General features: G+C 44.1%; 7 protein-coding genes and 1 pseudogene. 1 reads left to right on the top strand and 7 read right to left on the bottom strand.

The features are described from left to right. Positions 1–13 precede the first annotated feature (13 nt). The 7 genes from K6V30_RS12360 to K6V30_RS12330 are packed head-to-tail and all read right to left on the bottom strand — an operon-like array spanning position 14 to position 13650. The gene (locus tag K6V30_RS12360) at positions 14–2071 is read right to left on the bottom strand and encodes a S8 family peptidase (RefSeq protein WP_055269889.1); all 2058 of its coding nucleotides are present in this window, start codon (positions 2069–2071) and stop codon (positions 14–16) included. A 3-nt stretch (positions 2072–2074) separates the two neighbouring features. Beyond that, the gene (locus tag K6V30_RS12355; protein ID WP_055269887.1) at positions 2075–3826 is read right to left on the bottom strand and encodes a BACON domain-containing protein; all 1752 of its coding nucleotides are present in this window, start codon (positions 3824–3826) and stop codon (positions 2075–2077) included. Between the two features lie 13 nt (positions 3827–3839). Next, complete coding sequence (locus K6V30_RS12350; protein WP_010537358.1) at positions 3840–6512, bottom strand: DUF4458 domain-containing protein; 2673 nt, start codon at positions 6510–6512, stop codon at positions 3840–3842. Positions 6513–6533: 21 nt separating this feature from the next. Continuing rightward, the gene (locus K6V30_RS12345; protein ID WP_010537357.1) at positions 6534–8171 is read right to left on the bottom strand and encodes a DUF5003 domain-containing protein; all 1638 of its coding nucleotides are present in this window, start codon (positions 8169–8171) and stop codon (positions 6534–6536) included. A gap of 29 nt (positions 8172–8200) precedes the next feature. Next, the gene (locus K6V30_RS12340; RefSeq protein WP_010537356.1) at positions 8201–9148 is read right to left on the bottom strand and encodes a DUF4984 domain-containing protein; all 948 of its coding nucleotides are present in this window, start codon (positions 9146–9148) and stop codon (positions 8201–8203) included. A gap of 36 nt (positions 9149–9184) precedes the next feature. After that, a complete protein-coding gene (locus tag K6V30_RS12335; protein WP_055269885.1) occupies positions 9185–10690 on the bottom strand; it encodes a RagB/SusD family nutrient uptake outer membrane protein in 1506 nt (501 codons plus the stop codon). A gap of 26 nt (positions 10691–10716) precedes the next feature. Next, positions 10717–13650 (bottom strand): SusC/RagA family TonB-linked outer membrane protein, encoded by a 2934-nt coding sequence (locus K6V30_RS12330; RefSeq protein ID WP_010537354.1) that lies wholly within the window; start codon positions 13648–13650, stop codon positions 10717–10719. A gap of 811 nt (positions 13651–14461) precedes the next feature. On the opposite strand from K6V30_RS12330, the pseudogene K6V30_RS12325 reads away from it, so the two are divergent. Beyond that, a pseudogene (locus K6V30_RS12325) lies at positions 14462–15611 on the top strand (IS4 family transposase). Positions 15612–16116 lie beyond the last annotated feature (505 nt).

Raw genomic sequence — 16116 nt, 5'->3', positions numbered from 1 at the left:
TTTAATCTCTCAATTATAACCAGCCACTACCACCAGCATTTTTACGAACAGTAACCGTTATTGTCTGTGATTTACTGCCAGCCTGGATAGTCACAGTCGTACTACCGTCTGCAATGCCATTTATAGACAGTATCGTCTTGTCTACACTTATAGTTGCAATATTTTCATTGGCAACGGTACAACTGTAACTCAGGCTTTCTCCATCTATAAAATAACGAGCCAGATCAATAGATGTACTTTTCCCCGTTGCCAGATATACATTTGGTACAATCATGTCTGAACCGTGATTACCAATAGCCTTGAGCAATGCACCGGCATCTACCAGCCTACCCATTTTCCCTTTACGTTCTATCAGATTCATCAAAGTTGGAGGGGCGCCAAAAGTCGTGTGATTGTAATAATACAGTTTTTCTACTTTTTCATCATATGTCTGATAGAAATCGTCTCTGGCTGTAATTTTCATCAGTTCTATGAATTCTTCGGCCTTGAAGTGGCGACGTTGCTTCACAGCATAGGACAGTCCCAAGGCCGCTACCCCTGATACATGCGGACAAGCCATAGACGTACCTTCCATATAGGCATAAGCATACTGACCGTTTTTAATAGCAGTGGAGAGTATCAGACCTTGTGTTTTCCCTTCCCAGGCAAACTCGTCATCTGCTACTCCAGGCGTTCCGTAATAATCGCCGTCACCGCCCGGTGCGCAAAGTGTAATTTCTGCACCATAGTTGGTATAGCTAGACGGAGTATAGTCGGCAGCGATGGCACTGACAGAAATACATTTGGAATAGCCTGCAGGAAATGAAGAAGAAGGCGCATATTCGTTACCTGATGCAAAGATAGCCAAACCACCGTCTATCACACCGTTGGGCGAGCCAGCATTGTGGATGAAGTAATCCAGTGCTTCTTTTTCCAGGGGATATTGGTTTTCCCAATCCTGTTCATTTTTCGGTCCCGGTACATATCCCAGTGCTTCGTTGGCATCCGGAGAGTTGTACCCCCAGCTACATTGCAGAACCACCGCACCGTTGTCGGCAGCATATTTAATGGCTTTCGCTTCAGCAGCCAAGGTGGCACCATACTGACCATCAAACAGCTGACAAGTCATGATTTTCACACCGCTTCCGGTATTACCGTCACCACCGGCAATACCGCTCACTCCTATACTATTGCCATTTTCAGCAGCAATAGTTCCGGCTACGTGAGTTCCGTGACCGGTGTCATCAGCTGATGTCCAGCTGATGACACCCGTATTCTTCACAAAGTTGTAACCGTAACGGTCACCTTTGTAGCCGTTTCCGTCTTTGTCTTCAGTAGAACCGATTTCTTCGGCTTCATTGGTCCACATATTGGCAATCAAATCCGGGTGACTCCACATCACACCTTCATCGAGTACTGCTACAATGATAGATGGGTCTCCTTTACACAGTTCCCAGGCTTCGCCGCAATTTACGTCTGCACCGGCAATAGCTTCGGCACGGTCTTTTTTCACGAAGTCGTAGTTACCCGCGTTCCGGTAATGCCATTGGTGTTTCAATCCCGGGTCGTTGAAGGTCAGTCCTTCGCTGGTACGAGTCACATGTTGCAAGTCACTGGCCGAGAGATACAACGTTTTTTTCTTCGGGTCGTAAGCACGTTGGAGGGTAGGATTACTTTGAATTTTGGAAATTTCCCCCAACTTTCTGAGCTGTCGGGCAGCTTCTTTCAAGTCAGCGTCTTTGTCAAAGCGAACGATATACCACAGGTGCATACCTGCTTCGCGGGTACGTTTTTCTGTTTTGGGATCTACCGGAAATACTCTTTCAAAGTGATAGGCACCCAGGATGTTGAGCACCTCATCGGTAGAAGGAATACCCGAGCGGGTGGCTACCCCGCCAACACGCGTCAGCGTTTGGTCCAGGATATCACTCATTTCAGGGACGAACTTGATGAGCAGTTCGCCGTCTGCTGCTCCCATCGGAATTTCAATTTCAGGAGCCTGCGGAGTTGCGCTATCGGCCCCCCATTCGTTGTCCTGGCAAGAAACAGCCGTCAGGGCATATGCAAGTGCATAGATATATACTTTCTTCATAGGTTACTTCTTTTGTTCTTCTGGTTTTATTGTTTCGTCTTCACCTTCCACTTCATATTTCTCTCTGTATTTAGGATAAGCATCGAAGTAATATTCAAAGTTGGTCGGTTCATCGCTGAATTTCACCGGTGTTCCCTTAGAGTCGATTCCCATTTCCTGCTGGTTGAAAATCAGTACTTCGGGGAACCAATCTAACAGGTGCGGATGGTAGCGCAACCAATTGGGTATTTTGCCGGTAAAGAAGTTCAGGTTCAGTGTCAGTCTCTTCATGTTCGGCAGAATCTTTGGAATGTTTTTGCCGTCATTCAACAGATAGTTCAACGTATCTCCGTATTGTTTCAGATCATCTGCCTGCCAGCCTGGTCTGCCTTCGTAAGTAGGCAGAGTACCTTCCAAATAATTATAAGAAAGTACCAGTTCTTCCAGATTATCCCACAAGAATAGTTGGTCTATTTCTGTTGGATCCTCGTTCATGTTAATATGGAAGCCCAGTTCTGTATCTTTGTTATATTGAGAATCTTTCAGATTGCTTACTGTCCAACGGCGGTTACCGCTCAATATCAGACTTTTCAGCTTGGGAAAGTTTTCTTGAGTCAATACAGCGGGTACACCGGTGAAGTTGTTGGCACTCAAGTCCAGACTTTCCAGTGAATTTCCCAGTCTATAAAAATCTTCAGGCAATGACACCAGACCATAACCGCCAATCTGCAGGTTCTTCAAGTATTCGAGTTCGCAAATATGATTTTCCAGATCGATGTTCAGCAGCATGGTGTTGGCATTACCGTATACTTGGAATGTTTCCAGATACTTCAGGTATCTCACTTCTTGCGGAAGAGATTCTTTGATGGTAACGGTACCGAAGTTCACTGAACGAACGCGGTCTACAGCTTCCGGCCCCGGCAGTCCCTTGTCTGTCCGTTTCCATAAGGTCACGTTATCCCAATACATCATATTTTCGCTGGAATTGATAGTGATATCCGAAGCCAGACGTTCGTGGATGGTTAGGACAGCCAGTGAGTCTCCGGCACGGTCGTCAGTAATTACCGGCGAAGCAGCCTGAGTTACCAGAATCGGAGTAATCGCTACCTCATCGGCTGATTTTCCGTCCTGCTCCATAGGAATGAAGTTAATTTTAGCCTGACGCTCTATCCATTCCGGGTTCATCTTCCAGTCAAAGCGTACCTTGTAGGTTTGAGGGCGGGCGCTTTCCAAATTAAATACCGGTTCATTCTTCTTTTCCAGAGAAATCCAGTTTTCCAGTTTCACACCTCCTTCTGTTGTAGTGAGCCATTCGTAGTCAATCTTAAAAGAAACATTGGCAGTGATGATAGCTTCAAAATATCGCTTGGCATACACGTCTGAAGCTTTAAGGCTAACTTCCGTCTCTTTAACGTGAATCATTTTGCCATAACCCAACTGGGTTACTGTGATTACCTTGGGAGCTTGTCCTTTCGGTATGAAGCGGATTTCTGCTTCACGCACTTCGTTCTTCAGAGCCTCGTCAATGGTGATGACACACTCTGTGTTGCCGAAACCGTTGGCCGGCGAAATGTTCAGCCACGGTTCGGATGATTTGGCCACCCATTCGCCTTCCGAGCTTACGGAGACCGTCTCCTTGCCTCCTTCTGCATTGGCAGCCACTTCAGTCTTGCTCAGGCTGAAGCCGCTGACAGCAGCGTTGTCGTCGTCATCGCAAGCGGTGAACACACACAGACAGAGGACTAATCCTAATGCTATTTTAAGTAAATGTTTCATTTTCCTTTTTTATTTAATCCAATAAATAATCGCATCCCTGAATGTTCTGCGTCTTGTCATAAATCAGTTGGTATTGACCTGCTTGGATATACGGACATACCTGAGTCAAATCAATAGAAATGTTCGGATTGTCCTTGATTTCAAAGATACGGATATACGGTGAAATGGTATCTTCAATCTTGCGCAAGTCGTTAGAACCGATAAAGAAGGCCATCAGGCTGGGGCAAGTATACAAGCCGGTAGGCCATTGGCTTAAGCAGCGATTACCGTTTTCATCACGTTGATGGCGGATACCAAATACGGTCAGGCCTTTACAGTTCAGCGGAGCAACCGGGAATTCAGCGAACCGGTTGTAGCTGAATTCTATACCATAGATATAAGGCATGTTTTCCGGTACGAAATCTTCAAAAGGAATCTCTTTCAGTTTGTTGAACTGGAAGTCGAGACTGGTCAGCAGGTGAGAGTTCGGCCCTACCAGGTCACCTTCCTTAATAGTATTCATACCGTTGGCCTGCAGAATCAAGATGCCCAGCGGAGAACCTTTTTTGATGATCACTCCAGGGAATTTTTCCAGGTGGTTGTACGACAAATCCAGATTGTTGGTGTTCACACCACGGTGGTTGTCACCGTTTTGCATACCGGTTATTTCATTGTGTGCAAAGCTGACAGAGCCGATGACATACTTGGATTTTGCGTTGAAAATATCAGGCATTTCGGTCAGCTTGTTGTAAGTACAAGTGAATGATTCCATGTCATAATATCCGCAGAAGTAACCATCTACCGCCTCGATTTCAGTGATTTGGTTGTAGTCCAGATAAACCTTGGTCAGATTAATTTCCTTACCGAAAGCGTTTGCCTTTGTGATGAAATTGTTGGTTAAGTCAATCAAGCCCAATTTCACCATCTTCTTCAACTGTTCATGTTCGGGCATTTCAGTCAGTTTGTTGTACCCCAAATAGAGCACCTGAATTTTCTCGCCGCTCTTTCCGTCGATGAAGTTATTCCAGTTTTCCAGCAAATTGTCACCTTCAATACTTTGGTTGCAAGCCACGTTCAACATCTGCAATTCCGGCAACTCTGTTAGCATGTTCATCGGCAGCGAGGTCAGCTGTGAGCAGTTGTAGATTTCCATATCGGTCAGCATGGTAAAGTTATTCCAGCTCCACGCAGTTTCTTCTTCTTCAAAAGCTTTGCGGTAAACAGAAGTTTCCTCATCCAGCAATTTTTCGCAGAAGTTATCTACCACAATCGGTGAGTTGGCAATGAAAAAATTCTCCAGCTTGGTGCAGCGCATCAGGGCTTTAGAGATACCTCTGATGTTGTTGGTCAGGTTACCGAACTGTACGTCCTTCTTGTCAATGCGGTTGCTCTTCTTGATAGGTTTGAAGTTAGGGTTGGCATTAATACCGTCAATCAGAATTTGTGAAAGATTCTCGCGGATGTCGCGATACAGGAATTTCTGTTCATAATCCATGCGGATTCTTTGACGCTGTTCCGGGGTCATTGAAGTTCCTACGCCTTCAAACAGGTGTCCACCGATGAGTTCATCGTGAGCACCGAGGTTCAGAATACGCAGTTCAGTCAGCTGTCCGATAGCATCGGGCACTACACCTTCGGCACCGAATCCGGAAATTACGAGTGATGCCACACGACCGTTGTCCAGTAACTGTACGCCCGGCTGGTCACCCCACATATCGATTTCCTTATCGAAGTTCCAGTTACAACCCATAGGAGCTGCTTCACCGTAGTATTTCCAGTTGGGTCCGTTCAGTTTTTCCCAGATCTCTTTCAGTGCCATGTAGTCCTTCAAATATTCAGCTGTTGCACTCAACTGGATGGGTACAGTGGCTTCTGACTCTTCGTTATCTTTCACGAAGAAAGTTTCTGAAGTAGGCACGGTAGCTATTTCCAGCAATTTGCCGGAATCGCACTTCTTATCAGAGTAAGTAGAATAAGAGCTAATCTGGTAGCTGCCTGTTTTCAACCACACGGTTGTGTCACAGAGAGCATAACCGTCTTTCAAATTTTCCACATACTTCACTTCCACTTTTTCAATGGTAGTCAGTTCTTGTGTAAAGAGGTTCTTTACCGTGATGTTGATACCCTTGATATTAGAGAACGGATAATCTTCATAACCGTTGGCGCGAGATGCTGCTTCAGTTTCCGGCAAGCCGTGTTTAATAAGTTTAAAGTTGACCAATCCGCGAGCTACAGCATCGGCAAACAGTTCCTGTACTTTCAGTCCGCCAGCCACTACGTTAAACTTATAATTGCTGGGTGTACCGGCATAAATCTCGTTATCCAGTTTGTCGTACAGATAATAACCAATCAGTTTATAGTTACCTGCCAGCAGTTCCAGTTTGTCACTGCGCAGGCCAAACTCCGCATTTTCAGCACTATAGCTGTTGAGCATCAAGGTTTGTTCAATGGTGTTTCCGTCATACAGCATCACCACCTTGATTTTCTTGGCATCATCCAGCTTATCCAGCATGTCGGTGCCTCTCGTCTCTATTCCCTTGGTAGCAGCCGATGCGCTCTTGTAAATTTTGAACTGCACATAGCCGAAGGCGGTTTGCTGCAATTCGTCATCGTCATCAGAGCAACCGGTGAATACCGTTGTCATTGCTATCAGGCAAATAAACAACGGAGCAAAGAACGTTTTAAAGAATGAAATATATTTGTTCATTTATTTTTTTATTTTTTCATTTTACGGACGAACTAGCAGTACGGTAACTTTTTGCCACATAGCATCTCTAATTACTACGGTAAGTTCACTTTCGATGTCTTGACAATTCCAAAGATCAATAGCTGTTGTAGTACCATCTTCTGTAGCAGCGCAATATGTATCTGTAACATCTTGTTTATTTAATTCTGCTGCAAATGAATCAACGTCAAAAGGAACGTTTATTCTTACAGATCGACATGTACTGGCTTTTACAGTGAATACTTTCGCTGCTTGCCATTCACTTTTGTAGGGCTCAGCTTCATCACCTGTTATTTCTGTACATTCTACTGTTTGACCATAGCTTTCCCAGTGCTGACTGATGATTTCTATAGCCTTTTCTTCTTCCCCACCGCCTGATTCCTTCTGCTTTTTCTGGATGAAATTCATCAGTAAGTTGCTTTCTGTATATTCATACCTCAACTCTTTCTGAGCCGGTATACCTTCTTCACTAGAAGCATTGCTTACAAACAATCCGAAATCTTCGTTTTCAGGATCCTCTGCAATTTTATCATATAACGCTTTGGGGAACACAAATACATAGCCTGTGCGTTCTTCAATATCACTTTCCTCCGGATCTAAAGGATGAACAGTAACTCTAGCTTTACCTGTTTTAGGATCTTTAACCTCAAGGTTCATCCAAGCATCTTCATCGTCAGCTAAAAAATATTCATAACCGGCATTGCCTTGCCAATCCGCATATTCTTCAACATAAATAGGATAGAACTCGTCATTGAAAGCTATAATAGTGAATTCAACAAATTTATTATAGCTATTAGATTCGCTGTTGCCAGAGATGCCTTGGTTAGTTTGAATGAAGGTTTTACCATCAAGTGAAACTTCCCAATTCCAAGGCTTCGGACCTTCATAGTTCATCGCTTCCGGATTCATACCCTTGTAATTTACAGAATAGGTAAATACGCACTTACCTTCTTCATCCTGAAAGTTGATATTGCCTACCTGTGCATATTTACTGAAGTCCGGGCGATTTTCTACTACCTTGATACCGAATTCTACCTCCTGATTGGCAGAGCCTACTATGGAACCTCCTTCGATAGATAGCCATTCAGGACGGTTAGTAGCTGAAAAACGGAAGTTTGCTATTGCTTTATATGTATTGAAGTCACTGTAACCGGCTTCGATACCTTCTTCTGCAGATACTTCTACCCATTCATCGCCTTCACCTTTTTTATAGAGTTTGAACGTGCGTCCGGCTGCATTACGGGTTACTTCAGCCAACACAGCTTCCTGTCCGTTCATGTTGATGATGATGGAAGCAACGGTTGCATTATCATAGTCCTGACCTTCGTCAGAGATGCCGATGGTTACGGTTTGTTTACCCGCCCTGCCCGAAATGGAATATTCCTTCACACCCTCTGCAGCTTTGGTAGCTGGGATTTCTTCCGTAATAAAATAGCACCATGTACTGGAAGATGTTAGTGTCCAGTCGGCTACAGCATCAAATGTCAAATTCTTCGTTTCACTTACAACACCGCCAATCGTTTGCTTTTCAGGAAAACTAACGTTTGCCACGTTGTCATCATCGTCATCGCAAGCTGTTACGGCAAAAGCCATCAGCAGACTGATGAAGAACCATCCCAACGTAAATTTGTTCTTTTTCATCTTATTCTATGTTTTTTGTTTCTAGTATATTATTTCTTCTCAAAATCTGTTTTCACCGTTTCAGATACCAGTATGCTGCCTTCCAGATAAAGTCTCTTGGCTTCGTCTGCGCTTACCCATTCGATAGCGCTGGCAAAGGTGCCTACTACATTGTTACCAGCCATGCCCGGTACATACAGCGTGAAGTACTGGAAGATGAACTGTTCGCAGGTGCTGTAGTAAGATACACCGCTGCTAGGCTGATAGAGGTGAAGATAGCCGTCGCCATAATTGGTACCGAAAGCTTCGGCTGTAGAGGCAAAGGTCTGTTCATCCATTTCAATCAGCGGATTCAGAATGTCGTTTGTAGTGAATCGGATTTTCACATCGTAGCCGTCGTAGAAGAAGTCCTTCATAATAACGGTGTTTTCTTCTTCGGGATCGATGACTGCCTTAATCAAACGGTTGTCTACGTTAGGCATAAATTCCTGCATATATGTAGAAGTAAGCACGGCATATCCGTTGAAGAGGTTGATATCGAACGGACAGCATTTCTGCAGGATTACCTTGGCTTCATAGCTCTTGTCATACAAATCCCATTGGTCAGCTTTCTGTGTGAGCAAGCGCAGGGTAAGCCCCAGCGAGTCAGTAGCTGCGATGGCATCGTAATTACCGCGGATGCGTACGTTGGCAGCCCGTTCACCGGCCTTGATAGTGATGGTGTTTGATTCAATGGTGTAGTGTTTTCCCTCAATGGCATTGCTCTTTTTGTCTATAACCTCCACGGCTACCGTGCGGTCATAGCTGCAGGCTTCTGTAGCGGCCACAGGAATGTCGAAGACTTCTTCATTGTTCTGTACGGCCAGTACAGTGAGCGTATCCGAGAACAGGATATAGTTTGGACCGTCGTAGCTGGGGCGCTCTGCATCGCCGCAACTGGTGATGGCGCACATCAGCAGTGCCAGCATGCTCATCAGTCCGTAGTTTATCTTTCTCATTGTTATACTTATACTTTATAAATGATGAATCTATTCTTATTTATTGCTCTCGTTAGGCTGAATCTGGCTACCCGGTGATTCCAGCTCGTGTTTCGGAATGGGCCATACAAAGCGTACATCATCTGCTTCAATCTTCAACGAGCTACCGTTGGCCAGTGATTGTTCCTGCGGTTTGCGTTCGAAGCCTTTGTGCCAGCGTTTCAGGTCTTGCAGGCGGAAGCCTTCCATATACAATTCGCGTACACGTTCTTCTTCGATAATTTCCAGCCAATTCTGTTCGCTTACAGAGATGTTTCCGTTACCGCCTTGGAAACGAGCACGACGTAAATCGCTAAGATCTTTGCCGGCACCGCTGTAATTCTTCTGATTGGCGCGGGCCTCTGCACGGATCAGGTATTGCTCTGACAGACGGAACACTTTCGGCATACAGACATGCAACATGTTCTGAGCCATAAAGGATTCATTTCCGAAGTATTTGGCTACCAACGGCCACTGCAATCCATGCGGATAACCGGTAGGCTGTGTCACGAAGTTGGCTGCAAAGCGCAGGTCTTGTTCTGAATAGAGGTTCAGTACCCAAGTTGCCGGTACATAGTCGGGCTTAAAGCTTTGAAAGTCGTAGTTGAAGAAGACCTGCCCCAAGGCGCCTCCGTAGTTGCTGACTGTCATTCCCACTTTCCAGATAATCTCGGTACTCTCGTCGTTCGACCACATATACTGATAAGCGTTCTGTGAGCTGGTTATCATATCGTTCACACTAGACAGTTTGTAGTATTTGCTGTCGATCACCTTGGAAGCGTATTTCTCAGCGTCCTTCCAGTTCTGCATGTAGAGAGCCACACGTGCACGGAGTGCATAGATGGTGTATTCGCAGAAGTAAGGTGTACTGTAGAGAACCCCATCGAAATCATCTTCCAGCTTCAGGTACCCAGCTGCTCTTTCCAGATCATCCAGGACAAACTGATAAGAGGCTTCCAGTGATGAACGGAGGGTAGGTTCGTCACCATCGTAGTGTGACTTCAGTACCACACCCAGTTCGTTGGCTGCTGTAGCCGGGTCGTAAGCCTTACAGAAGAGTTTAATCAATTCTGAATAAGCCAGTGCGCGGGCAAAGTATGCTTCTCCGCAGTATTGGTCCAGACGGTCCAGGTCATCATCGTTGGTGGTATTCTGGCGTACGCGGTCCACATTGTCCAGCATAAAATTACAGCGGGTAATGACGGTGTAGAGTCCGGCATAGACCGATTCATATTCCGGTTCGGTAGAAAGGATATTCCAGCGCCAAGTGTTACCGAACTGGTTGGAGTAGCCGTTCACCGCGTAAGCCAGGTCTACCTGGATATCGGGCAGCAAGGTGAGGTAACCACTGTATAACGCTCCGTTCAGCCAGGAAGAGTAGATGCCAATCACGGCCTGGTCTACTTCATCCACAGTGGTGATAGCCTTGTCAGTCGGTACCATATCATCCGGATACTTGTCCAGGCAGGCAGTGGTGCTGAATGCCATAGCGGCCATGAGCAGATATGTTTTTATATTTTTCATTTTTCGTTGTTTCATTAATTAAAAGATTAGAAAGAGAGTTCCAGACCGAACGAGTATTGGCGAGACATGGGATATTGTGCCTGATACATGTTGGTGAACGCTTCCGGGTCAAGTCCGCTGAACTTGGTGAAAGTCAGCAGGTTCTGCCCCTGCGCATAGATACGTGCGTTGGTAAAGAAGTTCGTCTTTTTCATCCAGCTTTGCGGAAAGGTATAGCTGATCATCAGGTTCTTCAGACGCAGGAAAGAAGCATCTTCCAGGAAGCGGGAGTCCATCTGCGGCGTTACACCCCAGCGGGGGATGTCGGTCACGTCGCCCGGTTTCTTCCAGCGGTCGTAGAGCAGACGCTTGGACTGGTTATAACCGGTATAGAGTCCGTTACTTTCTTCAAAGAAGCGGTCGTTGTTGAACATCCAGCGGTCGGCCACCCAACTGAACTGTGCGTTTACCGAGATGCCTTTCCAGGTCAGGGTGCTGCCGAAGCCGCCTTGCCAGGGAGCCAGGTAGTTCTTACCCACCATCACTTTGTCCGATTCGCGGAATTCGGTGGTGATGTTGCCGTCTTTGTCATACCACAGCGGGTCGCCGTTGGCAGGGTTCACGCCGACATAACGGTTGATGAAGAATTCTCCGTACGGATGGCCCACTACCCATTTGGTAGAGGTGTTGGGCAATTCATACTCCTGCACACCGTTATAGAGTTCCTTGATTTCATTCTTGTTGTACGACACGTTGGCATTGACGTTCCACACAAAGTCTCTCAGACGCAGCACGTCGGCATTCACGGACAGCTCCACACCCTGGTTGGTCATCACACCGATGTTGTCCCAGCGGTAGCCGTTGTTGCCTTCAGAATAGGACTGAGGTACTTCCATTAGAATGTCGCTGGTGCGTTTGTGATAGAGCTCCAAGTCCACGTTTACACGGTCGAAGAATCCTAGGTGGAATCCCAGGTTGGTGGTCCAGGTAGTTTCCCAGCTCAGTTTTTCGTTCCCTTTCTGCTGCGGTGCGATACCGGCTGTGTCCATATAGGTCCGTCCGCCACTCACAAGTGCCAGATGGTCGAAATTCGGGATTTCAGAGTTACCGGAAGTTCCTGTACTGAACGACACCTGTGCATTATGCAGCCACTTCACATCTTTCAGGAAGAGCTCTTTCTTGGCGTTCCACATTAAACCTACTGACCAGAACTGTCCCCAGCGGTGATCCTTGCCGAAACGGGAAGAAGCATCGGCACGGAGACTCAGGTCGGCATAGTAACGGTCGGCATAATTATATTCGGCACGGCCGAAGACAGATACATACGAATAAGCTGAACTGCTATCCTGCCAACTCGATGCCCGTGTACCGGAACTGATGTTGGTCAGGTAGTCGTTGTTCTGGTTGCGGGTGGTCAGGGTGAATCCTTCTGCCCGGTAGTCGATACCTTCCTGACCCAGCATCACGTTGAAGTGGTGGTCGCAGTTGATATCGAACTTGTAGTTCAGCGTATTGGTGATGGTCAAGTTCAGAATGTCGTTCGACTGACGTCCGGCTGCACCCAGACCGTTGTTCAGCTGATAGCTGGGGAATGACTGCATGAATCCGGTGGAGTGCGTAAAGTCTGCACCGAACTGTATGCGGTAGGTCAGATTTTCTATCGGAGTCACTTCGGCAAAGAGCACACTCAATACCTTATATTTCTTATTAGTAACCGGGTTATTGTCCATCCATTCGATAGGGTTCACAGTAGTACCGGTCCATCCACCGTTGGCATTGGTAGCCAATGAGCCATCCGAATTATAAGGATTCCAGTAGGGAAGCATGAAGCGGCAGGCAGAAATCGGTGATGACAGGCTGTAAGAACCAGCATCGGCCTGCTCCACTTCTTCATAAGCAACCATGGAGTTGGTACCCACTTTCAGCCAGTTACTGGCCTTAACCTCGGCATTAGCACGGATAGAGTAGCGACTGAAGATAGAACCTTGGGCAATACCGTCCTGGTCGTAGAAGCTTCCTGAAACGAAGTAGTTCAATTTCTCGGTAGCGCGGCTGATAGAAAGGTCGTAGTTCTGCAGCATGGCATTGTCGTTGAACACCATGTCTCTCCAGTTAACATCGGTCTTGCTCAGCAGGTCGTAATCCTGTCCGGAGTCCAAACCCACTTCTTTTTCAAACTGAATGCGTTCAGCAGTGTTCATCAAATTCCATTCGCCTTTGGCCAGCTGGGAGATACCCCACTGGGTGCGCAACGTGACGTGTGCCTTATCCATGGCTCTACCGCGTTTAGTGGTTATCACCACCACACCGTTGGCAGCACGGGCACCGTAGATTGACGTTGAAGACGCATCTTTCAGCACCGAGATGCTTTCAATGTCGCTCGGGCTGATGGTGTTAAAGTCGTTGCTGGAGATAGGTACACCGTCCAGAATGAACAAGGGCGAAGTTCCTGAGTTGATGGAGTTGGTACCACGGAGTTGGAAAGTGGCAGCTTTGCTGGGCTCACCCGAGTTGGACATAACCATCAAGCCTGGAGTCTGTCCCTGCAATGCTTGGTCAAAACCGGCAGTCGGTACGCTTTCTATTTTCTCTGATTTCACTGTAGAAACAGAACCGGTTACCGTTCCTTTTTTACGAACTCCGTAGGCCACTACCACTACTTCGTCCACCAGCTGTGCATCGCTTTTCAGCGTGATGTCCAGCTTGTGTGTCTGTGGAGTCACTACGTGCTGTTGCTGCTGCATACCAATGTACGAATATACCAAAGTAGCCTGCGCAACACCTTTGATCTCAATGGAGTAATTACCGTCTATGTCGGTAATCACACCATTATTAGTACCCTCTTGCATGATGGCCACTCCAATCAACGGTTCATTGCCTTCCTCGGCAATGACTTTACCTTTAACCGTAAAACTTTGGGCGAAAAGCAATTGGAATGCCATCACAACAAGAGAAACGAACAAAAGAATTACTCTTTTCATCTCTGATTTTTAAGTTAATGATATAAATGGATTGTTTTTAAATGTATATAATTCTTTTCATGTTATATTACTATAGTATGCGAAAAATGGATGAACACACTTGTTACATCTTGTCTCTTCGTTTAACGTTTCTCCAAACAGTCAACGTAACATCAAATATATTATTAGAATATTCAATAAAATGACTCATTATTTCATTTTAGTTTATATTAAAAAAGATGTGCAAATTTATAGTATTATTTTGATTATTAACCGTACAAAATAAAAACATAAAAAATGTTTTAAACTTTACGCACTGCAAAAATTTCTTTTTGTCAATTAGAAAGAAGTATTTTGTAGGTTGGGATACACTATTGCTTACTCTTAATCATATTTTATATTAAAAACCTGTATCTTGGTACAAATAGTTAATAATTATTAAACAACAAATATAACATAAATATAGGCTGATGAGAACTACTCTTTCTGCTTACTACAAGAAGAATTCCAATCCGGTATTGTGGATGTTTCCAGATTTACAGTCAATCTCAGATAAAAAAAGACGTATAGGGCGAATGTGGCTAGTATTCCAAGGTAAAAGACTAAAGAAATGTGCAATATCTTTTTGTTTGGTTCAGCTTAAGAAATTCTGTCAAGTATGAAAAGCGTTGCTGCTAATGAAAGTTATTTTTTATTTATGATGCTAAGTCATTGCTGTCCCATTAAAATCTAAAATAGTTCTTTGAAATATTTGAAATTTAGTTAGTTACAGATGACTTTCGAGCGAACGAACTTGAATTTGTAGCTTTGCATCTGATAAATTTGATAGTATATGTTCCAAGACAAATACGTTTTTGCTCAATTGGCTTCGTTTCTGAATTGAAGTAAGTTTAACCGCATTGTAGCCAAGTATGATAGTAACAAATATGTGAAGCATTTTACCTGCTGGAATCAACTACTTGCTCTGATGTTCAGTCAACTTTCTAATCGTGAAAGTCTGCGAGATTTAATAGTTGCGCTTGAAGCACATCATTCCAAATGTTATCATTTAGGAATGGGTAAAAACGTATCAAAATCATCGCTGGCACGAGCAAATCAAGATAGAGACTATCATATCTTTGAAGAATACGTTTACTACCTTGTTAGTGAAGCACGACAAAAGCGTGTTAATCACATTTTCAAACTTGGCGGTAACGCTTATGTTTTCGACTCGACAACTATTGACCTGTGTCTTTCTGTTTTTTGATAGGTTAAATTCCGCAAGAAGAAAGGGGGTATCAAGGTGCATACATTATATAATGTAGAAACACAAATCCCTGTCTTCTTTCGTATCACGGAAGCATCCGTACACGATTCTAAAGCTATGATTGAAATTCCTTATGAACCGGGTTCTTATTACATCTTTGACCGAGGTTATAACAACTTCAAGATGCTGTATAAGATTCATCAGATTGAAGCCTATTTCATTGTCAGAGCAAAAATTCATCAAATGGAAACGTAGGTTGCCTACGAACGTACTTTCAGACGCAAGCATACTTCCGACCGGATTCCATCATAAACAATATTATCTGGAGCCGCTTAGACTGGTTAAATATAGGGATGAAGAACAAGAGCGAGAATTTACATTCATAACCAATGCCACGCATATATCTGCACTGCAAGTTGCTGAACTTTATAAAAATCGCTGGCAGGTAGAGCTGTTTTTCAAATGGCTAAAGCAGCATCTTAAAATCAAAAAATTTTAGGGGACTACAGAGAATGCTGTTCGAATACAGATATATGCTGCAATATGCACTTACTGTTTTTTGGTGGCAATCATTCAACACGATATGAAACTGGATAGAAGTACATACGAAGTGCTACAAATATTTAGTATCTCATTGACAGATAAAACTCATCTGAAAGATCTCTTTAATAAAACTAAATTTCAACATGAAAAAGAACGATTTGGACCAAATGGACCAAGTTTATTTAATGTTTAATTTGTCCCAATCTTAATGAGGCACTAATGATATGTTACAAATAATGAGATAATCATAGATATCCACATTGAATAAATTCATTTCCAATAAACCAAATAGAAATCAGGAGCAAGAAACCAATAATATAATATAAAATAAAACGACTTTTTATGTAAGCATTAACTTGCTTGTTTTTTAAAACAATCTATGCCTATTGGAAATAATGAGAAAATAATAATTCTTGCCAATCCCAAATCAAATGAAAAATTATCATTCATAATACAAACGCTTTACTTAACTAACATTTGTTGATATGAAATAAATATAATATATTGTTAATTAGGAATATAACATCAAAAAAAATAATTTTGTAGTAATTGATTATAGCATTTAAGCGATTGCCACTATATTCTCAGAACCTAAAGTTGCAAAACTTATTGTATAATAGATAATTTTTACAAAGAATTTATATTGTAACAGGAAATTGGGGAATACAGGACTGTTTTTACAGTTACTTCCAAACAAC

Source organism: Bacteroides faecis (genome assembly GCF_020091505.1).
In the GTDB taxonomy this organism is placed as follows: Bacteria; Bacteroidota; Bacteroidia; order Bacteroidales; family Bacteroidaceae; genus Bacteroides; species Bacteroides faecis.
The sequence above is the reverse complement of the archived record's forward strand: the minus strand, read 5'-3'. Positions and strand labels throughout refer to the sequence as shown.

What these genes read in the sequence shown, in the direction of transcription:
- K6V30_RS12335 (WP_055269885.1), bottom strand. Translation starts at nt 10,690, where the DNA reads ATGAAAAATATAAAAACATATCTGCTCATGGCCGCTATGGCATTCAGC.
- K6V30_RS12355 (WP_055269887.1), bottom strand. Translation starts at nt 3,826, where the DNA reads ATGAAACATTTACTTAAAATAGCATTAGGATTAGTCCTCTGTCTGTGT.
- K6V30_RS12340 (WP_010537356.1), bottom strand. Translation starts at nt 9,148, where the DNA reads ATGAGAAAGATAAACTACGGACTGATGAGCATGCTGGCACTGCTGATG.
- K6V30_RS12345 (WP_010537357.1), bottom strand. Translation starts at nt 8,171, where the DNA reads ATGAAAAAGAACAAATTTACGTTGGGATGGTTCTTCATCAGTCTGCTG.
- K6V30_RS12350 (WP_010537358.1), bottom strand. Translation starts at nt 6,512, where the DNA reads ATGAACAAATATATTTCATTCTTTAAAACGTTCTTTGCTCCGTTGTTT.
- K6V30_RS12360 (WP_055269889.1), bottom strand. Translation starts at nt 2,071, where the DNA reads ATGAAGAAAGTATATATCTATGCACTTGCATATGCCCTGACGGCTGTT.
- K6V30_RS12330 (WP_010537354.1), bottom strand. Translation starts at nt 13,650, where the DNA reads ATGAAAAGAGTAATTCTTTTGTTCGTTTCTCTTGTTGTGATGGCATTC.